General features: G+C 74.3%; 19 protein-coding genes. 18 read left to right on the forward strand and 1 reads right to left on the reverse strand.

Translation table 11 applies throughout. The features are described from left to right. Positions 1–138 precede the first annotated feature (138 nt). The 18 genes from ACFZB9_RS21550 to ACFZB9_RS21635 all read left to right on the forward strand — a co-directional run bounded on the left by ACFZB9_RS21550 (position 139) and on the right by ACFZB9_RS21635 (position 22,363). Positions 139–1,479 (forward strand): LLM class flavin-dependent oxidoreductase, encoded by a 1,341-nt coding sequence (locus ACFZB9_RS21550; RefSeq protein WP_391449390.1) that lies wholly within the window; start codon positions 139–141, stop codon positions 1,477–1,479. A 107-nt stretch (positions 1,480–1,586) separates the two neighbouring features. After that, positions 1,587–2,756, forward strand: a complete 1,170-nt coding sequence (locus ACFZB9_RS21555; protein ID WP_391449392.1) for a pyridoxal phosphate-dependent aminotransferase — start codon at positions 1,587–1,589, stop codon at positions 2,754–2,756. Beyond that, positions 2,746–3,717 carry a 3-methyl-2-oxobutanoate hydroxymethyltransferase gene (locus ACFZB9_RS21560; RefSeq protein WP_391449394.1) on the forward strand — a complete coding sequence of 324 codons (972 nt, stop codon included), beginning with the start codon at positions 2,746–2,748 and terminating at the stop codon, positions 3,715–3,717. Before ACFZB9_RS21555 ends, ACFZB9_RS21560 begins: the two co-directional genes overlap by 11 nt. After that, entirely contained in the window at positions 3,714–5,051 is a 1,338-nt protein-coding gene (ectB, locus tag ACFZB9_RS21565) for a diaminobutyrate--2-oxoglutarate transaminase (protein WP_391449396.1), read from the forward strand. Before ACFZB9_RS21560 ends, ectB begins: the two co-directional genes overlap by 4 nt. Next, positions 5,048–6,022, forward strand: a complete 975-nt coding sequence (locus ACFZB9_RS21570; protein ID WP_391449398.1) for a diiron oxygenase — start codon at positions 5,048–5,050, stop codon at positions 6,020–6,022. Before ectB ends, ACFZB9_RS21570 begins: the two co-directional genes overlap by 4 nt. Then, positions 6,019–7,383 (forward strand): MFS transporter, encoded by a 1,365-nt coding sequence (locus ACFZB9_RS21575; RefSeq protein WP_391449400.1) that lies wholly within the window; start codon positions 6,019–6,021, stop codon positions 7,381–7,383. Before ACFZB9_RS21570 ends, ACFZB9_RS21575 begins: the two co-directional genes overlap by 4 nt. A gap of 50 nt (positions 7,384–7,433) precedes the next feature. Next, positions 7,434–8,333 carry an NAD(P)-dependent oxidoreductase gene (locus tag ACFZB9_RS21580; RefSeq protein WP_391449401.1) on the forward strand — a complete coding sequence of 300 codons (900 nt, stop codon included), beginning with the start codon at positions 7,434–7,436 and terminating at the stop codon, positions 8,331–8,333. Next, positions 8,330–9,598 (forward strand): ATP-grasp domain-containing protein, encoded by a 1,269-nt coding sequence (locus ACFZB9_RS21585; RefSeq protein ID WP_391449403.1) that lies wholly within the window; start codon positions 8,330–8,332, stop codon positions 9,596–9,598. Before ACFZB9_RS21580 ends, ACFZB9_RS21585 begins: the two co-directional genes overlap by 4 nt. 44 nt (positions 9,599–9,642) lie before the next feature. Beyond that, positions 9,643–11,220 (forward strand): amino acid adenylation domain-containing protein, encoded by a 1,578-nt coding sequence (locus ACFZB9_RS21590; protein ID WP_391449405.1) that lies wholly within the window; start codon positions 9,643–9,645, stop codon positions 11,218–11,220. Positions 11,221–11,240: 20 nt separating this feature from the next. Further along, complete coding sequence (locus ACFZB9_RS21595) at positions 11,241–12,683, forward strand: citrate/2-methylcitrate synthase (RefSeq protein ID WP_391449407.1); 1,443 nt, start codon at positions 11,241–11,243, stop codon at positions 12,681–12,683. Then, complete coding sequence (gene acnA / locus ACFZB9_RS21600) at positions 12,680–15,235, forward strand: aconitate hydratase AcnA (protein ID WP_391449409.1); 2,556 nt, start codon at positions 12,680–12,682, stop codon at positions 15,233–15,235. Before ACFZB9_RS21595 ends, acnA begins: the two co-directional genes overlap by 4 nt. Beyond that, positions 15,232–16,605, forward strand: coding sequence for a DUF6025 family protein (locus ACFZB9_RS21605; protein ID WP_391449411.1), 1,374 nt, complete (start codon positions 15,232–15,234; stop codon positions 16,603–16,605). The genes acnA and ACFZB9_RS21605 overlap by 4 nt, the downstream gene beginning before the upstream one ends. Further along, positions 16,602–17,600: a mandelate racemase/muconate lactonizing enzyme family protein gene (locus ACFZB9_RS21610; protein ID WP_391449412.1), complete on the forward strand. Its 999-nt coding sequence runs from the start codon at positions 16,602–16,604 to the stop codon at positions 17,598–17,600. Before ACFZB9_RS21605 ends, ACFZB9_RS21610 begins: the two co-directional genes overlap by 4 nt. A gap of 22 nt (positions 17,601–17,622) precedes the next feature. Continuing rightward, a complete protein-coding gene (locus ACFZB9_RS21615; RefSeq protein ID WP_391449414.1) occupies positions 17,623–18,591 on the forward strand; it encodes a D-2-hydroxyacid dehydrogenase family protein in 969 nt (322 codons plus the stop codon). Between the two features lie 80 nt (positions 18,592–18,671). After that, entirely contained in the window at positions 18,672–20,030 is a 1,359-nt protein-coding gene (locus ACFZB9_RS21620; protein ID WP_391449416.1) for an LLM class flavin-dependent oxidoreductase, read from the forward strand. Beyond that, positions 20,027–20,524 (forward strand): flavin reductase family protein, encoded by a 498-nt coding sequence (locus ACFZB9_RS21625; RefSeq protein WP_391449418.1) that lies wholly within the window; start codon positions 20,027–20,029, stop codon positions 20,522–20,524. The genes ACFZB9_RS21620 and ACFZB9_RS21625 overlap by 4 nt, the downstream gene beginning before the upstream one ends. 2 nt (positions 20,525–20,526) lie before the next feature. After that, on the forward strand, positions 20,527–21,759 hold the full coding sequence (locus tag ACFZB9_RS21630; protein ID WP_391449419.1) for an acetyl-CoA carboxylase biotin carboxylase subunit family protein: 1,233 nt from the start codon (positions 20,527–20,529) through the stop codon (positions 21,757–21,759). Between the two features lie 28 nt (positions 21,760–21,787). After that, on the forward strand, positions 21,788–22,363 hold the full coding sequence (locus tag ACFZB9_RS21635) for a pyridoxamine 5'-phosphate oxidase family protein (RefSeq protein ID WP_391449421.1): 576 nt from the start codon (positions 21,788–21,790) through the stop codon (positions 22,361–22,363). A gap of 44 nt (positions 22,364–22,407) precedes the next feature. On the opposite strand, the gene ACFZB9_RS21640 is transcribed toward ACFZB9_RS21635, so the two are convergent. Then, positions 22,408–23,412, reverse strand: a complete 1,005-nt coding sequence (locus tag ACFZB9_RS21640; RefSeq protein ID WP_391449423.1) for a ketopantoate reductase family protein — start codon at positions 23,410–23,412, stop codon at positions 22,408–22,410. Positions 23,413–23,415 lie beyond the last annotated feature (3 nt).

Genomic DNA, 23,415 nt, shown 5'->3' on the forward strand with positions numbered 1-23,415 from the left:
GTGACGGTTTCCCGGAATCTGATGGAGCCTCATTCGGGGCTCCCCGACCATTCATTTCGACCGCGGCAGGAATTCGACCGAAGCCCGCCGCGGCGCTATTTCCGCATGCCGTTATCCGGCGAACCGAGGAGGCCCCTGATGGAAGCCGAGCGCCGCCTGCTCCACCTCGGGGCCTTTCTGGTCGCCCCGGGCTACCACGTGGCCTCCTGGCGGCACCCGCACGCCCACGCCGACGGCGGCACCGACTTCGCGCACTACCGCGACCTGGTGCGCACCGCCGAACGCGGCCTGTTCGACCTGGTCTTCCTCTCCGACGGGCTCGGCATCCGCACCCCCTACCGGGACGAGGAGGAGCTGAGCCGCTGGGGCCGGATCGTCCAGTTCGAGCCGCTGACCCTGCTCTCCGCGCTGGCCGTCACCACCGAGCGGATCGGCCTGGCCGCCACCGCCTCCACCAGCTACATCGAACCCTTCCACCTGGCCCGCAAGTTCGCCTCGCTCGACCACCTGAGCGGCGGCCGGGCGGCCTGGAACGTGGTCACCTCGGTGACCGACGCCGAGGCGCGCAATTTCAGCCGGGACACCCAGCTCGACCACGCGGCCCGCTACCACCGGGCCCGCGAGTTCATGCGGGTGGTCACCGGGCTGTGGGACAGCTGGGAGGACGACGCCTTCCTCTACGACAAGGAGTCGGGCCGGTTCTTCGACCCGGCGAAGCTGCACATCCTGGACCACCGCGGCGAGCACTTCGCGGTCCGCGGCCCGCTCAACATCACCCGCCCGCCGCAGGGCCACCCGGTGGTCATCCAGGCCGGCGCCTCGCCGGACGGGCAGGACTTCGCCGCCGAGTGGGCCGAGGTGGTCTTCACCGCCCATCAGGACCTCGCCCAGGCCCAGGCGTTCTACCGCGGCATCCGGGCCCGGGTCGCCGCGCACGGCCGCGACCCCGACCAGGTCAGGGTGATGCCGGGGATCTTCCCGGTGATCGGCCGCACCCGGGCCGAGGCCGAGGACAAGTACGCCGCGCTGCAGGAGCTGGTCGACCCGGTGGTCGGACTCGGCCTGCTCACCCTGCTGCTGGGCGACGTGGACATCTCCGGCTGCCCACTGGACGGCCCGCTGCCCGAACTGCCGCTCACCGAGGGCAGCGTCAGCCGTCAGCAGCTGGTCTACCAGAAGGCCCGCAGCGAGGGCCTGACGATCCGTCAGCTGTACCGGTCGGTGGCGGGCGGCCGGGGCCACCGGATCGTGATCGGCACGCCGGAGCAGGTGGCCGACGAGCTGGAGGAGTGGTTCCGGCACGAGGGCGCGGACGGCTTCAACGTGATGCCGCCCGTGCTGCCCGACGGGCTGGACGACTTCGTCGACCTGGTGGTGCCCGAGCTGCGGCGGCGCGGCCTGGTGCGCAGCGAGTACCAGGGCAGCACGCTGCGCGAACACCTGGGCCTGCCGCGGCCCGCCGCCCGCCCCCGGTCCTGACCACGGCCACCCCGGCGGTCACCCCGCCGGCTCACCCCCCCCCGCCGACTCAACCCCCACCGACTCACCCCCCACGCCCCCACTCCGACTGCGAGGAGAGCTCCGCCATGCCCGACTTCGGCCGGCCCCTGCCCGAGATCCCGCCCTCGCCGCTGATCGCGGTGGAGCAGCTGCTGCACTCCTTCGGGCACGAGTCCCCGGTACCGCTGCACCAGGGCAGGACCGTCTTCGAGCCGGCCGCCCACCCCCGTGCCTGGCGGCGCGAGGAGTTCGGCATCGCCGCGCACGAGCACGCGCCGCCCGCCGGGGTGCCCGCGCTGCGCCGGGCGATCGCCGAGCAGGTCGGCGCCCGGCGCGGGACGCCGGTGACGCCCGAGCAGGTGATCGTCACCAACGGCGCGACGCACGGCGTGGCGACCGTGCTGAACGCCGTGCTGCGGCCCGGGGACGAGGTACTGGTGCTCTCCCCGCAGTGGCTCTTCGCCACCGGCCTGATCCGGGCGGCCGGCGGGGTGCCGCGCGAGGTGCCGGTCTTCCTGGAGCTGTGCCAGGACGAGGAGTTCGACTTCATCGCGGCGATCGAACGGGCGGTGGGGCCGCGCAGCCGCGCCGTCTACTTCAACAACCCGAACAACCCCACCGGGTTCCGGCTGGCCGAGCCGGCCGTGGCCGCGCTGGTCGAGCTCGCCGAGCGGCACGACCTGTGGCTGATCGCCGACAACGCCTACGAGAACTACGACTTCTCCCCGGACGGCTTCCTGGACACCGCCACCGTGGGCCGGGCCGCCGAGCGCACCTTCTCGGTGCACAGTTGCAGCAAGACCTACGCCATGCCGGGCGCCCGGGTCGGCTACCTCGTCGCACCGCCCGGCTGCACGCAGGTGCTGACCAAGTGGGCGCTGCACTCGGTCTACTCGGTCGCGACCGCCACCCAGTTCGCCGCCTTCGAGGCGCTCGCCGGCTCGGCCGACGAGCTCGCCGAGCGCCGTGAACTCGCGGCTGACGCCTGGCAGTTGGTGGATGACGCGCTGGAGATCCCGCACACCGCGGTGACCGGCGGGCTCTACACCTTCCTCGACCTGCGCGCCCTGGCGGACCCCGGCGACTTCGTCCGCCGCTGCGCCGAGGCGGGCGTCGCGCTGGCGCCGGGCCGGGCGTTCGGCGAGCACTGCGCGGGGTGGGCCCGGATCTGCTTCACCGCGGCCGGCCCCGAGCTGGTGCTGGACGCCGTGCGGCGCATCAACAAGACCTACTGGGAGGGCATCCGTGAGCACTGACCTGCTGACCCCGGCCATCGGCAGCACGCAACTGGCGTGCCACCTGCGCCGGTTCGACGATCCGGGCGAGCTCGGCCTGAAGATCAACCTCTACCGGGGCCTCGAAGTCGAGGGCCTGGCCCGCGCGCTGGCCGCACCCGGCCTGGCCGACAGCCCGATCGAATGCCTGATGGTCGGCGACTCCTACTTCATGACCCACCTCGGGCGCCCCGGCACGGTGCTGGCCGGGGCGGCGGAGCAGGAGTGGGCACTGGCCACCCTGGTCGCCCTGGTGGCCGAGGTCCGCGGTGCGATGGAGCGCCATCTGCCCACCGCCCGGCGGCCGTTCCTGCTGGCCGACCTGCCCGACGGCGCCACCGCCGACCGCGCGGCGGCGCTCGCCGCCACCGCCCGGTACACCGCGGCCGGCGCGGACGCGGTGAAGATCGAGGTCGCGGGCGAGCGCGAACTGCGCTGCGTGGAGGCGGTGGCGGCCACCGGCGTGCCGACCGTGGCGCACCTGGGCTACACCCCGCAGCTGGGCCGGCTCGCCCGGCACGGCGAGGGGATGGCCGAGGCGCTGACGCTCTTCGCCCAGGCCCGCCGGGCTCGCGAGGCGGGTGCGGCCGCGCTGGTGGTCGAGATGGTCAGCGAGCCGGTGAACCAAGCGCTCAGCCGCCCGCACCAGGACGGCCTGCCGGTCTACTCGGTCTTCAGCGGCCGGGCCCGCTGGGGCGGGCAGAGCCTGAACCTGTGGGACTCGGTGGTCCGCCCGGCCCGGCCCAGCCGGTTCTTCCCGCCCACGGCGGTGCTCGACGCCGCCGAGGTGCCCACCCGCTACACCCCCGAGCTGATCGGCGACCGGATGGCCGAGCTGATCAGGCTCACCCGCGACGGCGGCTTCCCGCTCTCCCCGCGCACCGCGCTCACCGAGCACGAGATCGCCGACCTGTCCGCCTTCGACCCGTGGAGCGCCGCATGACCCTGACCGAACCCGGGACCCGCGCCCTGGCGGAGCCGGCAGCCCTGGCCGGGCCCGCCGCCGCGGCCGGGCCCTCCGTCTTCGAGGAGCTCGAATCGGCGGTGCGCACCTACTGCCGCCGCTTCCCCGCCGTCTTCACCCGGGCCAGCGGCCACCGCCAGTGGGACGAGGACGGGCGCGAGTACCTCGACTTCCTCTCCGGGGCCGGCGCGCTCAACTACGGCCACAACCCGGCGCCGGCCCGCGCCGCCCTGGTCGACTACCTGGCCGCCGACGGGCCCGCCCACGGCCTGGACCTGCACACCGGCGCCAAGGCCCACTTCCTGCGCCGGTTCCGGGACGTCGTCCTGACGCCACGTCAGCTCGACTACCGGGTGCAGTTCACCGGCCCCACCGGGACCAACGCGATCGAGGCGGCCTTCAAGACCGCCCGCCGGGTCACCGGGCGCACCGACATCGTCGCCTTCACCGGCGGCTTCCACGGCCTGTCGCTGGGCGCGCTGGCCGCCTCCGCCACCGCCTTCAAGCGCGACGCGGCCGGGGTGCCGCTCGGCCATGTCACCCGGATGCCCTACGAGGGCTACTTCGGCGACGACGTGGACACCATCGACCAGCTCACCCGGCTGCTGGACGACCCGGGCAGCGGCATCGACCTGCCCGCGGCCTTCGTGGTGGAGACCGTGCAGGGCGAGGGCGGCCTGGCCGCGGCCTCGCCCGCGTGGCTGCGCCGGCTGGCCGCGGTGGCCGAGGAACGCGGCATCCTGCTGATCGTCGACGACATCCAGGCGGGCTGCGGGCGCACCGGCACCTTCTTCAGCTTCGAGGAGGCCGGGATCGTCCCCGACCTGGTCTGCCTCTCGAAGTCGATCAGCGGCTACGGCCTGCCGATGGCGCTGCTGCTGATCCGCCCCGAGTTCGACCGGCTCGGCCCCGGCGAGCACAGCGGCACCTTCCGCGGCAACAACCTCGCCTTCGTCACCGCCGCCGCCTGCCTGGAGCTGTGGGACGACCCGGGGTTCCGCGCCCGGGTCCGCCGCAACGCCGAGGAACTCGACGTGCTGCTGGCCGAGTTGGCCGCCGAGTTCGACCACCTCGGCTGCCGGGTGCGCGGCCGCGGGCTGATCCGCGGGCTGGCCTTCACCGATCCCGGCCTCGCCGACCGCGTCTCCCGGGCCGCGTTCGGACTCGGCCTGCTGGTGGAAACCTCCGGTGCCCGGGGCCAGGTCCTCAAGATCATGCCGCCGATCGTGCTCGGCGCAGCCGAACTGCGCCAGGGCACCACCCTGCTCGCCGCCGCGATCACGGCGGCCGAACGCGAAGGAGCCACCTCGTGACCATCGTCCTCGACGCGTCCGTGCACGAGGCGGTCGGCGACCGCGAGATCGACGAGAGCGTGCTGCGCCGGATCGCCGACTCCTGGCCGCGCCGGGCCACCGTCCGCACCGACCTGGACCGGATCTCGGCACCGGAGGAGTACGACCGGGCGCTGCCGGACTACCCCGAGCACCTGCTGCCGTTCGCCGAGCACCCACGCTGGCTGGCCGCCGAGCCCGGGCAGCGCCAGCAGGTGCTCACCATGGCCTGGCTGGTCTACAACGAGCGGGTGATCGCGGCCGAGGAGCACGTGGCCAACCCCACCTTCGCCAAGATCATGCACGGCCACTTCCCCGGCGCCGACGGGGTGCACCTCAAGCGGGCGGTCCAGCAGACCCACGTGGACGAGGTCTGGCACACCTACATGCACATGATCGCCATGCAACGCACCCGCGAGGTGCGACAGGTGACCGGCGAACCGCGCTACCCGCACACCGTCACCTTCCGCCGCCTGCAGGAGGCCCAGGCGCGGGCGGGCGAGGCCTGGCAGCGCGACCTGCTCAAGCTGGTCTGGACGACGGTCTCGGAGATCAGCGTCAACGCCTACCTCGAACTGCTCTCCCGCGACGAGACCGTGCAGCCGCTGCACGCGCTGGTCCCGCGGCTGCACGCCCGCGACGAGGCGGCGCACTCCTCGGTCATGGTCGAGGTGGCCAAGGCGCTCTACGTGCACCTGAACGCCGAGCAGCGCCGGGCCTTCGTGGACACCCTGCCCAAGGCGCTGCACGCCTTCGTGGAGCAGGACTTCGCGGTCTGGCCCGGCATCCTGACCGCCGCCGGCATCGAGCACGCCGAGGAGATCGTCGCGGACTGCCGGCGCGCCTCGGGCAGCAACCTGCTGGTGCGCGACTTCTCCGGGATCCGGCGGATCGTGCGCGAGATGGAGCTGGACGAGCTGGTCGACTACGACTTCGGGGCGGGGGCCGAATGAGCCGGCTGAGCCCGGCCGGACGGGCCCTGGCCGGGCGGCTGCCCGCGGGCGGCGGCAGGCTGGCGGTGGCCGCGCTGGTCCAGTCGCTGGGCATCGGCCTCTTCATGGCCAGCTCGATGGCCTTCTACACCCGCTTCGTCGGCCTGAGCGCCGAACAGGTGGGGGTCGGGCTCGCGGCGGCCGGGGTGGTGGCGCTCGGCGCCTCGCTGCTGGGCGGCGAGCTGGCCGACCGCTACGGCGCCCGCCGGGTGCTCGCGCTGCTCTACTGCGGCCGGGCGGTCTGCTGCGCCGGCTACGGCTTCGTGCACGGCTTCTGGCAGTTCGTGGCCCTGACGCTGGCCGCCGTCGCGGTGGACCGCTCGGCCCCCGCGGTGCTCCAGGCGCTGGTGGCCGCCTCGGTGGACGAGCAGCGCGAGCGCACCGGCCTGCTCGCGGTGCTCAACGTGGTGCGCAACGCCGGGCTCGGGATCGGCGCCATCGCGGCCGGCGGGGCGCTGGTCACCGGCACCCTGTTCGGCTACCGGATCACCCTGGGCTGCGTGGCGCTGGCCTTCCTGGTGGCCGCCGTCCTGGTGCTGCGGGTGCCGGAGCACGGCGTGGCGCGGCGGCCCGAGCGGCGCCGCGACAGGCAGCTGCCGACCGCCGGCCGGCAGCCCGCTGACCGGCAGCCCGGCGAACGGCTGCTGCCGGACGGGCGCTACCTGGTGCTGACCGGGCTCAACTTCCTGCTCACCTTCTTCGACTCGCTGCTGCTGGTGGCCATGCCGGTCTGGGTGCTGGAGCACACGGACGCGCCCGCGGTGACCGTCTCGGTGCTCTTCGCCGTCAACACCGGCCTGGTGGTGCTGCTGCAGATCCCGGTCAGCCGGTTCGCCGACGGGCTGCGCCGGGCCGGGCGGATGGTGCGCTGGGCCGGGGCGGTGCTGGCCCTGGGCAGCCTCGGCTTCGCGGCCGCCGGTGCCTGCCGGGGCTGGCCCTCGATCGGCTGGCTGGTGCTGGCCGTGATCGCGCTCTCGCTGGGCGAGGTGATCGCCAGTACGGCGGGCTGGGAGCTGTCCATCGCGCTGGCTCCGGCGCAGCGGCGCGGGCGCTACCTGTCGGTCTTCAACCTCGGTCTGTCGGCCGAGCGGGTGCTCGGCCCGCTGGTGGTCACCGGGGCGCTGATCGGCCTGGGCACGGCGGGCTGGGCGGCGGCCGCGGCCGTCTTCCTGGGCGCCGGCCTCGCCTCCGAGCGGGTCGCCCTCGGCTCCTGGCGGCAGCCGGACGAACCGCCGGACGGGCAGCCGCACGGGCAGCCGGACGGGCCGCCGGAGCGGCAGCCGGCCGAACCGCCGCCTGCGACCGAGGCGCTGGCCAACTGATGCGACGAACAACCGACTTGACCACTTCACCGGCGAGAGGAGCCGTGCAGATGACCGACCAGGAGGAGCCCGGGACGCGCGTGGTCTTCGCGGGGCTCGGAGCCATGGGCGGCGGGATGTGCCGCCGGCTGGCGGAGCGCGGCTTCGCCGTGACGGCCTTCGATCTCGATCCGGCCCTGGCGAGGGCGGCCGCGGCCGAGCAGCCCCGCGTCACCGCGGCGGGCGAACTGGCGGGCCTGGCCGCCCCGGTGGTGGTCACCATGCTGCCGGACGGGGCCGCGGTGCGGCAGGTGGCCGAACAGCTGCTGCCCTCGCTGGCGCCCGGCACCCTGCTGATCGACACCAGCTCCTGCGATCCCCGGGACACCGCCGAACTGGTCGTCCGTGCCGCCGAGTTCGCGGTGCGGGTGGTCGACGCGCCGGTCTCCGGCAGCCCGGCCGCCGCCCGGGCCGGTGAGCTGACCCTGATGGCCGCAGGCGCACCCGCCGACCTGGACGCCGCCGAGCCGGTGCTCGCCGCGCTCGGCCGGGCCCACCGGGTCGGCCCCTCCGGTGCGGGCCACGCACTCAAGGCGCTCAACAACCTGCTGTCGGCGGTCAATCTGGCCGCCGTCGCCGAAGTACTGCTGGCCGGCACGCACTTCGGCCTGGCGCCGGCCGTGATGCTGGAGGTGATCAATGCCTCCACCGGGCGCAACCACGCCTCCGAGACCAAGCTGGTCGACCAGGTGCTGCCCGGCTCCTTCGACTCGGGCTTCGCGCTGCGCCTGATGCTCAAGGACATCCGGATCGCCGACGCCCTGGTGGCGGGGACCGGCGGGCCCGCCGGCTTCACCGGCGCCTGCCACGCGCTGTGGGAGGAGGCGGCCGCCGCGCTGCCGGCCGGCGCCGACAACACCGAGGTGGTCCGCCACCTCGAACTGGTCGGCGGACGGGAGCTGCGCGGATGAGCGCCCAGCGGATCGCGGTGATCGGCGGCACCGTCGCCGCCCTGCGCAAGGCCCGGGCCGCCGGGTTCGAAGTGGTCTGGATCCACCACCCGGCCGAACTCGACCTGGCCGGCCTGGACCTGGTCGACGAGGCCCATCTGACGGACTACCGGGAGCCGGCCGCCGTCGCCGAACTGCTGGGCGCCGTGCACCGGATCAGGCCGCTCGCCCGGGTGGTCTCGATGATCGAGGACGGCCTGGAGTCGGCCGCGGCCGCCACCAGCGCGCTCGGCCTGCCGGGCACCGGGCTGCCGGTGGTCCACCTGCTCCAGGACAAGCTGGCGTTCCGCACCCGGCTGCGCGAGCAGGGCGTCGAGGGGGTCGCGGCCAGGATCGGCCACGGCGAGCAGGACATCCGCGACTTCGTCGCGGAGTTCGGGCCCGCGGTGCTCAAGCCCCGCTACGGCTCGGGCTCCTTGGGCGTGCGACTGGTGCCCGACCTGGCGGCGGTGCCCGACGTCTGGCGCTGGGCAGCCGAGTTCGGGCTGCACACCTTCCAGCTGGAGCAGTACCTGAGCGGCCCCGAGATCAGCGTGGAGAGCTTCAGCTTCGCCGGACGGCACGTGGTGCTCGCGCACACCGCCAAGGAGAAGCTGGCCTCCTTCGTCGAGGTCGGCCATGTCCAGCCGGCCGGCCTCGCGGCCGAAACCGCGGGCGCGGTCGACGCGTTGGTCCACCGGATGCTGGACGCGGTCGGCCTGCGGGACGGCCCGGCGCACACCGAGGTGATCCTCACCGCCGGCGGCCCGCGCCTGGTGGAGTCGCACAACCGGCGCGGCGGCGACCGGATCGCCGACCTGGTCGAACAGGTCCACCGGATCGACATCGACGCGCTGGCCTTCGGCTGGTACGCGGGCACGGCCGGGCCCGTCACGCCCGGCGAGCCGTGCGGCGGGGCGGCCGTGCGGTTCCTGGTCGCCGAGCCCGGCGTGGTCGAGGCCGTCGAAGGGGTGGCCGAGGTGCGCGCCGACCCGGACGTGCTCGACCTCCAGGTGAGCGTGGCACCCGGCGACACCGTGCCGGAGCTCGCCTGGTCCTACGACCGGGCCGGCCTGCTGCTGGTGCGCGGCACCGACGCGGCCGACGCCGGCGAGCGCGCCCGGCGGCTGCTCGACCGGATCACCATCCGCACCCGGCCGGCGGCCCGGCAGCCGGCGCCCCGCCCGATCGAAGCCGTCGCGGCCCGGCCCGACCGGCTCATCGGCACCGCCCCACAGGCCATCTGACCTTCCGTCACGTTCCATCCACCACACAAGGGGACGTCCACCACATGACCATGCAACCCGACCGGCCGCTCGGCGCCGGATTCCTCCAGTACGCGCGCACCACCCCGGACGCGGTCGCGCTGACCATCGGCAAGCGCGCCTGGACCTACGCCGAGGCCGGTCGGACCGCGCTGCGCTGGGCCGCCCGGCTGACCGAGGTGGCCGGCGGCCGCCCGGCCCGGGTCGGCGTCTTCGGCCACCGCAGCGAGGTCGGCTACCTCGGCGCGCCCGCCGCCCTGCTGGCCGGCGCCGCGTTCGTGCCGCTGAACCGGCGTTTCCCGCTCCAGCGCACCCGGGCCATGCTGGAGGCCGCCGAGCTGGACGCGCTGATCGTCGACCAGGGCTCGGTGGACCAGCTGCCCGCCCTGCTGGCCGGCCTGCCCCGGCCGCCCGCCCTGCTGCTGCCCGAGACCGACCGCGCCGACCTGCGACTGCCCGGCGCGCCACGGGTGCTGGACCGCGCCGACCTGGCCGCCGCCACCCCGCTCGCCGAGCCGCCGGCCATCGCCCCCGACGACCTGGCCTACCTGCTCTTCACCTCCGGCTCCACCGGCACCCCCAAGGGCGTGCCGATCACCCACGGCAACGTCCGGGCCTTCCTCACCGCCAACCAGGCGCGCTACCGGCTGACCGCGCGGGACCGGCTGACCCAGACCTTCGACCAGACCTTCGACCTGTCGGTCTTCGACTTCTTCATGGCCTGGGAGCACGGCGCCCGGGTCTGCGCGATGGACCCGATCGAGCTGCTGGCCCCGCACCGCTACCTGGAGCGCAACGAGATCAGCCTCTGGTTCTCGGTCCCCTCGGTCGCCGCGATGCTGCGCCGCCGCGGGGTGCTGACCCCCGGCAGCATGCCCACCCTGCGCTGGAGCCTGTTCTGCGGCGAGGCGCTGCCCCGCGCCACCGCCGAGGCCTGGCAGGCCGCGGCCCCGCAGTCGGTGCTGGAGAACCTCTACGGGCCGACCGAACTCACCATCGCCTGCTCCGCCTACCGCTGGCAGCCGGACCGGAGCCCGGCCGAGTGCGTGCACGACAACGTGCCGATCGGCGAGCTCTACCCGGGCCTGCGCCACCTGGTGCTCGACCCGCACGGCCAGGCGCTGGGCGAGGGACTGCCCGGCGAGCTGTGCGTGGCGGGGCCGCAGACCTCCCCCGGCTACTGGCGGGCCCCGGCGCTGACCGCCGAGCGGTTCTTCGAGCACGAGGGCCACACCTACTACCGCACCGGCGACCTGGTCCGGCGCGAGCAGGACCGGCTGGTCCATCTGGGCCGCAACGACCAGCAGGTGAAGGTGGGCGGCTACCGGATCGAACTCGGCGAGATCGAGGCGGTACTGCGCCGCTCCGGCTGCGCGGAGGCCGTCTGCCTGCTCTGGCCGGACGAGCAGAGCATCACCGCCGTGGTCACCAGCGCGGGCGACCTCGCGGCGCTGACCGAGGCGGCCGCCCAGAAGCTCCCGTCCTACATGGCCCCCAAGGCCGTGCACGCGATCGACGAGCTGCCCCTGAACCCCAACGGCAAGGTCGACCGGAACGCCCTGCGTGCCCACCTGGCCGACCGCGAAGCCCTCATCACCGCCTGAAGCGAGCAGGAGCGAGCCTCATGAACAGCACCGACACCATCGACAGCACCACCGCCCGGGTCGACGCGGTGATCGCCGCGACCCTCGGCCTGGCGCCGGAGCGGATCACCGACGACCTCGGCTACCAGCTGGTCCGGGAGTGGGACTCCCTCGGCCATGTGACCCTGATGGTCGCGCTGGAGCGGGAGTTGGGCCTGACGATCGAGGACGAGCAGCTGCTCGCCCTGCGCTCGGTGGCCGCGATCCGCCAGTTCGCGCGGGGCGGCGCCGATCCGGCCACCGGCGTGGCCGCGCCCGCCGACCCGGCCACGCCCGCCACGCCCGCCACGCCCGCGACCACCGTCCACCGCGGCCTGGAGGGGATCACCTTCGACCACACCGCGATCACCCGGATCGACGGCACCGCCGGCACCCTGGAGTACCGCGGTTACGACATCCACGACCTGGCCGAGCAGGCCTCCTTCGAGCAGGTCGCCTACCTGCTGGTGCACGGCGAGCTGCCGGACGCCGGCGAACTGGCGCTCTTCGAGAAGGAGTTGCGCCACCACCGGGAGCTGCCGACGGAGGTGCTCGCACTCGCCCGCTCGCTGGCCCACGCCCACCCGGTGGACGCGCTGCGCACCTGCGTCTCGGCGCTCGGCGCCTTCGGCGAGGCGCGCTCGGGCTCGGTGGACGAGTCCTACGAGGAGGCCAGGGACCGCGGCATCGCGCTGATCGCGCGGATCCCGATGCTGGTGGCGGCCCACCACGCCTACCGCTCGGGCCGCGAGGTGGTGCGCCCGGCCGAGGACGCCGGTTACGCCCGCGCCTTCCTGACCGTGCTGCTGGGCGAGGAGCCGAGCCCGGCCGCGGTGCGCTTCATCAACAAGGGCCTGATCGTGCACGCCGATCACAGCTCCAACGCCTCGGCCTTCACCGCCCGGATCGCGATCGGCTGCCGGGCCGGCATGACCGCCGCGCTGACCGCCGCGATCTCGGCCTTCGCCGGCTCGGTGCACGGCGGCGCGGCCGAGCGGGTGGTGGGCCTGATCGACCAGGTGGGCGAGCCCGGCAACGCCGAGCGCTACGTCGCCGAACTCCAGGGGCGCAACGAGCCGGTGATGGGCTTCGGCCACCGGGTCTACCGCACCGAGGACCCGCGGGTGCGCCAGCTGCGCGCCACCGTGGTGGAGTTGAGCCGGGAGCGGGAGGACAGCCGGGGCCTTGCGATCCTGGACGCGGTGGCCGCCGCGATGGTCCCCTACAGCCGCCACGGGGTGGCGCCCAACGTCGACCTCTACGCGGGCCTGGCCTACCGGCTGCTCGGCCTGCCGGACGACCTGGCGGTGGCCATGTTCGTGGTCGGCCGCACCGCCGGCTGGGTGGCGCAGGCACTGGAGCAGCAGTCCAACAACGTGCTGATCCGCCCGCTGCTGGAGTACGTCGGCCCGCGCGGCCGCGTCCTGCCCGAGGAGAGCCGATGACCGCGCTCGACGTCCCCGGCCTCGGCCCGCTGCACAGCCTGCCGCACTGCGCCGAGCAGGCCGGCTTCGAACTGGACCGCCTCCCGTACACCGGGCGGATCCTGCTGGAGGCGCTGCTGCGCGCCGGGGATCCGGAGCGGGCCGCGCTGCTCGGCAAGCGGCTGGCCGCGGGCCAGGACCCGCAGCTGGAGCTGGCCTTCACCCCTGCCCGGATCCTGGTGCAGGACTACACCGGGATCCCGCTGCTGGTGGACCTGGCCGCGCTGCGCGAGCGGGCCGGTGACCCGGCCCAGGTGCGCCCGGCGCTGCCGGTGGACGTGGTGGTCGACCACTCGGTGCAGACCGACGTGGCCGGACGGGCGGACGCCCGGGTCCGCAACGAGGCGCTGGAGCTGCGGCGCAACCACGAGCGCTACGCCTTCCTGAAGTGGGCCGAGTCGGCCTTCGCCGAGGTGCGGGTGATCCCGCCCGGGCAGGGCATCGTGCACCAGGTGAACCTGGAGCAGCTGGCCACGGTGGTCGCCACCGGCCGCGACGGCGTGCTCTTCCCCGACACCGTGATCGGCACCGACAGCCACACCACCATGGTCAACGGCCTGGGCGTGCTGGGCTGGGGCGTCGGCGGGCTGGAGGCCAAGGCGCTGATGCTCGGCCTCGCCCAGCCGATCCGGGTGCCCGCCGTGGTGGGGGTGCGGCTGACCGGCGCGCTGCGCCCGGGGGTGCTGGCCACCGACCTGGTGCTCACCTTGACCCAGCGGCTGCGCGCGGCGCAGGTCACCGGCCTGCTGCTGGAGTTCACCGGCCCCGGCGTCGACGAACTGTCCGCCGCCGACCGCTGCACCATCGCCAACATGGCCCCGGAGTACGGCGCGATGGCCGCCTACTTCCCGGTCGACGCCGAGGTGCTGCGCTACCTGCGGCAGACCGGACGGGCGGCGGAGCGGACCGACCTGGTCGAGCGGTACTGCCGCTACCAGCACCTGCTGCGCGAGGGGGCCGCGGAGCCGGTCTTCGGCCGGGTGATCGAGGTCGATCTGGCCGAGGTCGAGCCGAGCCTGGCCGGGCCCAGCCGCCCGCACCAGCGGATCCCGCTGGCCCAGCTGCCCGCCTCATTCGCCGAGCTGTGCCCGGGCGCCCTCACCGGCGAGAGCGGTGCCGCCGGTGCCGCCGGTGCCGCCGGGCTGCGGGACGGCGATCTCGCGATCGCCGCCATCACCTCCTGCACCAGCACCTCCAACCCCAAGGCGATGCTGGCGGCCGGACTGCTCGCCCGCCGGGCCGTGGAGCGCGGTCTGACCGTGCCCGCGCACGTGAAGACCAGCCTCTCCCCCGGCTCCCGGGCGGTCACCCGCTACCTGGAGCAGACCGGCCTGCTGCCCTACCTGGAGCAGCTGGGCTTCCAGGTGGCCGGCTACGGCTGCATGACCTGCAACGGCGGCAGCGGGCCGCTGGCCGAGGGGGTCGGCGAGGCCGTCGACGAGCACGGTCTGACGCTCGCGGCCGTGCTCAGCGGCAACCGCAACTTCGAGGCCCGGGTGCACGCCCAGGTGCGGGCCGGCTATCTGGCCTCGCCCGCCCTGGTGGTCGCGCTCGCGCTGGCCGGGCACGTGCGGATCGACCTGGACAGCGAGCCGCTGGGCACCGGGTCCGACGGGCGGCCGGTCCACCTGGCCGAGCTGTGGCCGCAGGACCGGGAGCTGGCGGAGCTGGCCGAACAGGTGCTGCGCCCCGAGGTGTTCGCCGAGTCCACCGCGCCGCAGCCCGGCTGGGCCGCGATCGAGGCGCAGCAGGGCGAGGTGTACGCCTGGGACGAGGAGTCCAGCTACATCCGCCGGCCCTCCTACCTGGACGCCGCCCCGGCCGAGGGCCCGCTGCGCGGGGCCCGGGTGCTGCTGGCGGTGGGCGACGACGTCAGCACCGACCACATCTCGCCGGTCGGCTCGATCCCGGCGCACTCACCGGCCGGGGCCTACCTGCGCGAGCGCGGGGTGCGGGAGTTCAACTCCTACGGCTCGCGGCGCGGCAACCACGAGGTGATGGCCCGGGGCGCGTTCAGCAACCCCCGGCTGGTCAACCACCTGCTCGGCGAGGGGCCGGGCGACGGCGGCGGCCGGACCCTGCACCTGCCCAGCGGCGAGCGGCTGCCGGTCTTCGAGGCGGCCGAGCGCTACGCCGCCGCCGGCACCCCGCTGCTGGTGCTGGCCGGGCGCAACTACGGCATGGGCTCCTCCCGGGACTGGGCCGCCAAGGGCCCCTGGCTGCTGGGCGTGCGCGCCGTGCTGGCCGAGAGCTTCGAGCGGATCCACCGGGCCAACCTGTGCGCGATGGGTATCCTGCCGCTGCTGCTGCCCGCCGCCTGGGCCGAACTCGGCCTGACCGGGCACGAGGAGTACGCGCTGGACGGCCTGGCGCAGGCGCAGCAGACCGGCCGGGTGGAGGTGCGGGCCGACGGCCGCGGCTTCCAGGCCGTGGCCGCGGTCAACTCGCCCGGTGAGTGGCAGCTGCTGCGGGCCGGCGGCACCCTGCCCCACCTGCTGGGCAGGCTCTCATGAGCGAACGCCTGCTGGCCGGGCTCGGCCTGCTGGACGCGGTGGACACCGCCGCGCTCACCGACCGCTCGCTCGGCTACGCCCCGGTCCACCTGGGCACCCGGGACGTGCCGATCGGCACCCTGCTCGACCTGGTGCACCGGGATCCGGGCCTGCTGCCGCCGCGCACCGGCCACCTGGGCAACTGGGAGGACATCGCGCTCGGCCGCTCCGGGCCGATGGACTTCAACACCGCGGTCTGCGGCCAGGGCCACGGCTATCCGCTGATCTACGGGTTCACCCGCACCGAGACCGAGGACGGCGAGGGCGACGGCGTCTACCTGCCGGGCTCGCTGGTGGAGGGCGGGCGGCGCCGGGTGCTGCCGCTGTCCAGCTGGGACGGGCGCGGCTTCGCCCGCCGGGACCGCTCCCGCCCGCTGTTCTGCCCGCTGGTGCGTACCGAACTGGACGGCGAGCAGCTGCCGTTGGTCCAAGTGCACTGGCAGCGGATGCGTGCCATCGCCGGCTACCGCTTCGAACTGGAGGCCGCGGCGCTGGTGGCCCGGGCCGACGCGGTCGTCGAGATGGTGCGGGTGCTGCTGGCCCGGGCGGACGCGGCACCCAACCGCCGCAAGGCCTACGGCGAGCTGATCAGCCACGCGGTGCGGCTGGACGGCGTGGTGGACCGCACCGAGCTGCACCGGGACCGCGACGGCTACCTGCTGGAGGGCCACCGGTTCGCCAGTGCCCGGGAGTTGGCCGAGGCGGTGCTGCTGCCGTTTCGCGCCCTGACCGACCCCCGGGAGTTCTTCGACCGGATCGGCGCGCTGCCGCCGGTGCTGCCGGTCATGTCGCACCTGCTCACCAGCGTGCTCACCGGCCTGTTCGAGACCCACCGCCCCGACGGGCCGGGCGGCGATCCCTTCGTCACCCATCTGCACTGGGGCGCCCGGGCGATGGCCGGCGCTCCGCCGCGGCGCACCGGCTACTTCACCCAGAAGGCGACCGTGCGCAGCATGCGGGCGATCGCCGGCACCCTGCTGGCCGAGCTGCCCGAAGCGCGGGCACTGTGCGTGGTGCTGCTGCCCGCGCCGGTCTTCATGCTCTGCCCGCCGGACAGCGAGCCGGGCGACGCCGAACTGCTCGGCCTGCTGGGCAAGACGGTGCGCCAGGCCCGGCCGGAGGAGGCCTACCAGGCCGCGCTCGGCTGGCTGGCCGACCATCAGGACGGCTTCTCCGGCTATCTGCGCGACCGGTTCCGCCCGCAGAGCGGGGTGCCGCACGACGGCCGGCCGCGGCCGCCCGCGGTGCCCGTGGAGCCGCCGGGGTTCCGGGATCTGACCTTCCGCCAGGCCAGCGCCATGGTGGCGGCCTTCGAGGAGCTGCACGGATGAGAGTGAGCCACCGCACCATCGAACTGCCGCTCGCCGAGCCGTTCGCCAGCAACACCGGGCTGACCGAGACGGTCACCCAGAGCGTGCTGGCGCTGGGCTGGCAGGGCCTGACCGGCTACGGCACCGCCCGCACCGTCGAGCCCGGCGAACTGGACGCCTGCGCGCCCCTGCTGGCCGGCAGCACGCCGTTCACGCTGGCCCACACCCTGGACCGGCTCGCGGCGGCCGGCACCAGGGCGGCCGTGCTGGCCGCCGTCGACCTGGCCCTGCACGACCTGCTGGGCAAGGCCACCGGGCTGCCGCTGCACCACCTGCTCGGGCTGGCCGGGCTGCCGCTGGCGCCCACCGCGCTCTCGCTCGGCAGCGGCTCCGACGAGGAACTGGCCCGCAAAGGGCGTCAGTTGGCCGAATGGCCGATCCTCAAGCTCAAGCTCACCCCCGCGGACGACGGCAGCCGGGTCGGGGTGCTGCGCGCGGTCTACCCGGGCCGGATCTGGGTGGACGGCAACGGCTCATGGAGTGCCGAGCAGGCCGTGGCGGTCGCCCGCGAGCTGTCCCGGCACGACGTCGAGCTGCTCGAACAGCCGGTTGCGCCAGGCGACTTGGACGCTCTACGGTACGTCGGAGAGCACTCGTCGATCCCGCTGGTGGCCGACGAGGACTGCGTGGGCCCGGCCGACATCGAGCGGCTGCGCGGCATCGTGGACGCCGTCAACATCAAGCTGGTCAAGTGCGGCGGACTGCGCCGCGCCCAGGCCATGGTCACGCTGGCCCGGCAGGCCGGGCTGCGCGTCATGCTGGGCTGCAAGACCGAGAGCGCGCTGGGCACCACGGCGATGGCCCAACTGGCGCCGCTGGCCGACCACCTCGACCTGGACGGCCATCTCGACTTGCCGACCGACCCGTTCACCGGTATCAGGGTCGACCAGGGTGTGATCACCCTGCCCACCGCCCCGGGGCTCGGCGCGAGCGCGTCCTGGCCCCAGCCGTTGTGAACCGAGATCGAGGAGAACTGACATGAAGCTGCGCTGCGCGGTACTCGACGACTTCCAGAGCGTGGCCGCCGAGATGGCGAACTGGTCCACCGTCAGCGACCGGGTGGAACTGGTGTCCTTCCCCGAGCACTTCACCGATGAGAAGGAACTCGCCGCCGCGGTGGCCGACTTCGACATCATCGTGACGCTGCGCGAGCGAATCCCGTTCCCCGCCTCGCTCTTCGCCGAACTGCCCAGGCTCCAGCTGCTGGTGGCCTCCGGCATGCGCAACTCGGTGATCGACTACGCCGCGGCCGAGCGGCACGGCGTCACCGTCTGCGGCACCGGCAGCTCCTCCACCCCGCCGGTCGAGCTGACCTGGGCGCTGATCCTGGGCCTGGCCCGGCACCTGGTGGCCGAGAGCACCGCGCTGCGCACCGGCGGCCGCTGGCAGAGCACCGTCGGCGCCGACCTGCACGGCCGCCGGCTCGGGCTGCTCGGGCTCGGCAAGATCGGCAGCAAGGTGGCCCAGGTCGGCCAGGCCTTCGGCATGGAGGTGGTGGCCTGGAGCCAGAACCTGACCGCCGAGCGGGCCGCCGAGTGCCAGGTCGCACTGGCGCCGTCCAAGGAGGAGCTGCTGCGCACCAGCGACGTGGTCTCCACCCACCTGGCGCTCGGCGAGCGCACCCGGGGCCTGCTGGGCGCGGGTGAACTGGCGTTGCTCAAGCCGGACGCCTACCTGGTGAACACCTCCCGCTCGGCCATCGTCGACCAGGACGCGCTGGTCGACGCGCTGCGCCGGGGCGCCTTCGCCGGCGCCGGGCTGGACGTCTTCGACGTCGAGCCGCTGCCGCTGGACCACCCGCTGCGCACCCTGCCCAACGTGCTGGCCACCCCGCACCTGGGCTACGTCTCGCAGCACAACTACCGCACCTACTACGGCGAGGCCGTCGAGGACATCGCCGCCCACCTGGCCGGCTCCCCCGTGCGCGTCCTGGGCCGCAAGCCCTGACGCCCCGGCGCTCCAGGGCCCGTCCGGCAGATCGTGCCGGACCGGCCCTGGCGCCCCCTAGCGATCGGAGAACACCACCCATGAGCACCGACACCCCGCAGCGCCCGATGATGAAGCTCGGCGCCTTCCTGCCGGCCCCGGGCCACCATGTCGCCGCCTGGCGCCACCCCGGTGCCCGGCCGGACGGCGGCCTGGACTTCGACTACTACCGCTCGCTGGTGCAGACCGCCGAGCGCGGCAAGTTCGACATGGTCTTCCTGTCCGACGGCGCCGGCATCCGCACCACCTACAAGGACGCCGACGAGCTCAGCCGGCAGGGCCGGATGGTCCACTTCGAGCCGCTCACCCTGCTCTCCGCGCTCGCCGTGCACACCAGTCGGATCGGCCTGACGGCCACCGCCTCGACCACCTACAACGAGCCCTTCCACATCGCCCGCAAGTTCGCCTCGCTGGACTTCCTCAGCGGCGGGCGGTCCGGCTGGAACGTGGTCACCTCGGTGACCGACGCGGAGGCCCGCAACTTCAACCTGGACCAGCAGCCGGACCACGCCAGCCGCTACGCCCGGGCGCGGGAGTTCATGGACGTGGTCACCGGTCTCTGGGACAGCTGGGAGGACGACGCCTTCCTCTACGACAAGGCCTCGGGCCGCTACTTCGACCCGGAGAAGCTGCACATCCTGGGGCACCGCGGCGAGCACTTCTCGGTGCGCGGCCCGCTGAACGTGGCCCGCCCGCCGCAGGGGTACCCGGTGATCGTCCAGGCCGGCTCCTCAGCGGACGGGATGGACTTCGCGGCGAGCTGGGCCGAGGTGGTCTTCACCGCCCAGCAGACCCTGGAGCAGGCGAAGGCCTACCGCGACTCGATCCGCGCCCAGGCCACCGCGCACGGGCGCGACCCGGAGCAGGTCAAGGTGATGCCGGGGGTGTTCCTGGTGGTCGGCCGCACCCAGGCCGAGGCGGAGGACAAGTACGCGGTCCTGCAGGAGCTGGTCGACCCGGTGGTGGGCCTCGGGCTGCTGACCGGCCTGCTGGGCGACGTGGACATCTCCGGTTACCCCCTGGACGGCCCGCTGCCCGAGCTGCCGCCCACCGAGGGCAGCACCAGCCGCCAGCAGCTGGTCTACGAGCAGGCCAGGCGCCAGGGCCTGACCATCCGCGAGCTCTACCTCTCGGTGGCCGGTGGCCGCGGCCACCGCTTCGTCCTCGGCACCCCGCAGAGCATCGCGGACGAGCTGGAGGAGTGGTTCACCGGCGGCGGCGCCGACGGCTTCAACGTGATGCCCGGCTACCTGCCCGACGGCCTGAGCGACATCGTCGACCTCGTGGTGCCCGAGCTGCAGCGGCGCGGCCTGTTCCGCACCGAGTACGAGGGCGCCACGCTGCGCGAGAACCTGGGCCTGGTCCGTCCGGCCTTCGCCGCCCGGGCGGTGGCACGATGACGGTCCGTGGCAGCGATCTGCGTCAGGTGCTCCGCTCGCACGCCGCGGGCGTGGCCGTGCTCACCGCGCTCGGGCCCGACGGCCCGACCGGGGTGACCATCACCTCCTTCACCTCGATCAGCGCCGAGCCCGCCCTGGTCTCCTTCGCGCTGGCCGAGACCTCCAGCACCTGGGCCCGGCTGCGCGACTGCGAGTGGTTCGGCATCCAGGTGCTGAGCGCGGACCAGAGCGAGCTGGCCGAGCGGTTCGCCTCCCGGGGCACCGACCGGTTCGCGCCACCCACCCGGTGGAGCGCCGGGCCGCGCGGCGTGCCGCTGCTCGCCGACTGCCTGGCCTGGCTGGTCTGCTCCCGGCACGCCCAGTTCCAGCTCGGCGACCACCACCTGGTGGTCGGCGCGGTGGAGTACGCGCTGGCCGGCGACCCCGGCGCGGGCCTGGTCCACCTGCAGGGCGCCCTGCGTCCCGTCCACTCCGACGACCCCGTGAGGATCTGACCATGCCCACCGTGCTGCTCTTCTCCCGCCAGCCGCTCGGCAAGCGCCCGCTGCACGAGTGGCTGGGCGAGGCCGCCGCCTCCGTCGTGCTGGTCACCCCCGCCGAGGCGGTGGCCGGCTGGGAGGAGGTGCTGGACGAGCGCTTCCTCGGCCACCGGCTGGTGGACGACTACGGCTCCTGGGCCACCGAGCGGGTGGCCGAGGAGGCCGCCCGGACCTACGGGGTCGACCTGATCGCCAGCACCAGCGAGGACGACGTGGTGCGCGCCGCCCGGCTGCGCGACCGGCTCGGTCTGACCGGGCAGGACGGCTCCTCGGCGCTCGCCTACCGGGACAAGGTGGTGATGAAGCAGCTGGCCCGGGCGGCCGGGCTCGCGGTGCCCGCCTTCGCCGCCGTGGACGACCCGCTGGACCTGCTGGACTTCATCGACGCCCAGGGCTACCCGGTGGTGGTCAAGCCGCGCGCCGCCGCCGGGGCCCAGGGCTTCGCCAAGCTGGACGGCGAGGCGGACCTGATGGACTTCCTGCACGCCGGCGGCGGCGAGGTGGCACCGCAGCTGCCCGGCCAGTGGATGGCCGAGGGCTTCGTGGCCGGCGACTTCTTCCACGTCGACGGCGTGATGCGGGGCGGCGAGATCGTCCACTGCTGGCCGTCCCAGTACAGCGGCAGCCTGGCCGAGTACGCCCGCGACGAGAGCGTGCTGAGCAGCCTGCTGCTCGAACCCGGGGACGAACGCACCGCCGTGCTACGGCAGTTCACCGCCGAGGTGATAGCCGCGCTGCCGGCCGGCGCCCAGCCGTGCAGCTTCCACCTGGAGGCCTGGCTCGGCCCCGACGGCCGCCCGGTGCTCTGCGAGATCGCCTCCCGGGCCGGCGGCGGCCCGATCGCCGAGGCCTACCAGCGGGCCTTCGGCGTGCAGTTGGCCAAGGAGGGGCTGCGCGGGCAGTGCGGGGTGCCGCTGTCGCTGACCGAGCAGGCCGCCGCGCCCGCGCCCGCCGTCGGCTGGAGCCTCTTCCCGCCCGGCCACGGCCGTTTCGTGCCGCCCGCCGGGCCCTGCCCGGTCCCCGGCATCGACCTCACCCTGCACCTGGAGCCCGGCACCGAGTGCACCGGGCTGCACAACACCGGCGAGGCCGCGGCCTCGGTGGTGGCCGCGGGCGAGAGCGCCGCTCAGGTGCGTGAGCGGCTCACCGAGGCCGGCGCCTGGTGGTTCGCCAACACCCGCTGGCAGTGAGGGCCGTGACGTCGAGAGGAGGTGACCCATGGGACGGCTCTACCCGGTCCTGACCCGCGAGCTGCGGGAGTTCGTCGAAGCGGCACCGCTCTTCTTCACCGGCACCGCCCCGCTGAGCGCCGACGGCCGGGTCAACGTCTCGCCCAAGGGCGGGACGGACACCCTGGCCGTGCTCGACGACAGCACGGTGGCCTACCTGGACCTGATCGGCTCGGGCTCGGAGACCATCGCGCACCTGCGGGAGAACGGCCGGATCACGCTGATGTTCTGCTCGTTCACCCGGCGCCCCAAGATCCTGCGGCTCTACGGCCGGGGCCGGATCGTGCTGCCGGACACCGCCGAGTGGGCCGGGCTGATCGGGCACTTCGGCCACCACCCCATCCCGCGTTCGGTCGTGGTGGTCGCGCTGGAGCGGATCGCCGACTCCTGCGGCTTCACCGTCCCGGTGATGGAGCTGGTCAACGAGCGGGACCTGCAGGACAAGTGGGGCGAGCGGAAGAGCCCGCAGGAGCTGGAGGAGTACATGCGGCTGAAGAACAGCCTGAGCATCGACGGCCTGCCCGCGCGCGACCACCAGCCGGTGGCCGCGCGGGGGCAGGGGTGAGCGGCGGGCGGCCGCGGCCGGCCACCGCCACGCCCGGGCAGGCCCTAGCCCAGGCCGACGGCGGCGGCCAGCTCCTCGCCGGTCAGGCTGCCCGGGGCCCGGCGCTCCCGCGCGCTCGCGTTCGCCAGCCGCTGGAGTGCCTCGTTGACCGGCGCCGGCACCCCGTGCAGCCGCCCGAGCAGCACCATCTCGCCGTTCAGGTGGTCGGCCTCGATCGAGCCGGTGCCGCGCGCCAGGCTCTGCCAGGAGGACCCGCCGGTCGCCGCTCCCGCCACCGCGGGCTTCTCCACCTTGCCGGTGCGCATGTCCGCCATCTCGGCGGCGTTCGCCCGGGCGATCCCGGCGGCGTCCAGCACCCGGTGCGCCTCCGCCACCGCCTCCCGCATCACCCGCCGGACGGCCTCGCCGCCGCCCGGGCCGCAGAGCGCCTCCACGGTGGTGCCCAGGTTGGTCACCAGCTTGCCGTACTTCCAGTACATGACGTCGGGGGCCAGCGGCGCGAGGAAACCGGCCTTCACTAGGTCCTCGCCGATCGCGACCAGCGTCCGGTCGTGCTGCGGGCGCGGCGGACAGTGGCCCAGGGTGAGCATCCCGGTGTACGGGGTGCAGGGCGCGGTGATCGAGCCGGCCGCCAGGTAACTGGCCGGCAGCAGCACGCACATGCCCAGCACCCGGGCGAACCGGCGCAGCGCCAGGCGCTCGTTCTCCACCCCGTTCTGCGCGCAGAGAAGCGGCAGCCGCTCGCCCGCGGTGCCGCCGCCGGCCACCGGGCGGTCCGCCCAGGCGACCAGCGCCGCCTCGGTGTCCTGGGTCTTGACCGCGAGCACCAGCACGTCGTCCGGCCCGAGTTCGACCTCCTGGGGCCCCTCGGCCACCGGCACCGGGAGCACCCGGGTGCCCAGGTCCGGGGTGGTCAGCTCCAGCCCGTGCTCGCGCAGCGCCCGGTACTGCGTGCCGCGTGCCACCAGGACCACCTGGTGGCCGCTCTCGTGCAGCCGCCCGCCGATGGTGCCGCCGATCGCGCCGGCGCCGATGATGATGTACCGCATGGC

The organism is Kitasatospora sp. NPDC008050 (assembly GCF_042957465.1).
Classification (GTDB): domain Bacteria; phylum Actinomycetota; class Actinomycetes; order Streptomycetales; family Streptomycetaceae; genus Kitasatospora.

What these genes read in the sequence shown, in the direction of transcription:
- ACFZB9_RS21550 (WP_391449390.1), top strand. Translation starts at nt 139, where the DNA reads ATGGAAGCCGAGCGCCGCCTGCTCCACCTCGGGGCCTTTCTGGTCGCC.
- ACFZB9_RS21555 (WP_391449392.1), top strand. Translation starts at nt 1,587, where the DNA reads ATGCCCGACTTCGGCCGGCCCCTGCCCGAGATCCCGCCCTCGCCGCTG.
- ectB (WP_391449396.1), top strand. Translation starts at nt 3,714, where the DNA reads ATGACCCTGACCGAACCCGGGACCCGCGCCCTGGCGGAGCCGGCAGCC.
- ACFZB9_RS21575 (WP_391449400.1), top strand. Translation starts at nt 6,019, where the DNA reads ATGAGCCGGCTGAGCCCGGCCGGACGGGCCCTGGCCGGGCGGCTGCCC.
- ACFZB9_RS21580 (WP_391449401.1), top strand. Translation starts at nt 7,434, where the DNA reads ATGACCGACCAGGAGGAGCCCGGGACGCGCGTGGTCTTCGCGGGGCTC.
- ACFZB9_RS21585 (WP_391449403.1), top strand. Translation starts at nt 8,330, where the DNA reads ATGAGCGCCCAGCGGATCGCGGTGATCGGCGGCACCGTCGCCGCCCTG.
- ACFZB9_RS21590 (WP_391449405.1), top strand. Translation starts at nt 9,643, where the DNA reads ATGACCATGCAACCCGACCGGCCGCTCGGCGCCGGATTCCTCCAGTAC.
- ACFZB9_RS21595 (WP_391449407.1), top strand. Translation starts at nt 11,241, where the DNA reads ATGAACAGCACCGACACCATCGACAGCACCACCGCCCGGGTCGACGCG.
- acnA (WP_391449409.1), top strand. Translation starts at nt 12,680, where the DNA reads ATGACCGCGCTCGACGTCCCCGGCCTCGGCCCGCTGCACAGCCTGCCG.
- ACFZB9_RS21605 (WP_391449411.1), top strand. Translation starts at nt 15,232, where the DNA reads ATGAGCGAACGCCTGCTGGCCGGGCTCGGCCTGCTGGACGCGGTGGAC.
- ACFZB9_RS21610 (WP_391449412.1), top strand. Translation starts at nt 16,602, where the DNA reads ATGAGAGTGAGCCACCGCACCATCGAACTGCCGCTCGCCGAGCCGTTC.
- ACFZB9_RS21615 (WP_391449414.1), top strand. Translation starts at nt 17,623, where the DNA reads ATGAAGCTGCGCTGCGCGGTACTCGACGACTTCCAGAGCGTGGCCGCC.
- ACFZB9_RS21620 (WP_391449416.1), top strand. Translation starts at nt 18,672, where the DNA reads ATGAGCACCGACACCCCGCAGCGCCCGATGATGAAGCTCGGCGCCTTC.
- ACFZB9_RS21625 (WP_391449418.1), top strand. Translation starts at nt 20,027, where the DNA reads ATGACGGTCCGTGGCAGCGATCTGCGTCAGGTGCTCCGCTCGCACGCC.
- ACFZB9_RS21630 (WP_391449419.1), top strand. Translation starts at nt 20,527, where the DNA reads ATGCCCACCGTGCTGCTCTTCTCCCGCCAGCCGCTCGGCAAGCGCCCG.
- ACFZB9_RS21635 (WP_391449421.1), top strand. Translation starts at nt 21,788, where the DNA reads ATGGGACGGCTCTACCCGGTCCTGACCCGCGAGCTGCGGGAGTTCGTC.
- ACFZB9_RS21640 (WP_391449423.1), bottom strand. Translation starts at nt 23,412, where the DNA reads ATGCGGTACATCATCATCGGCGCCGGCGCGATCGGCGGCACCATCGGC.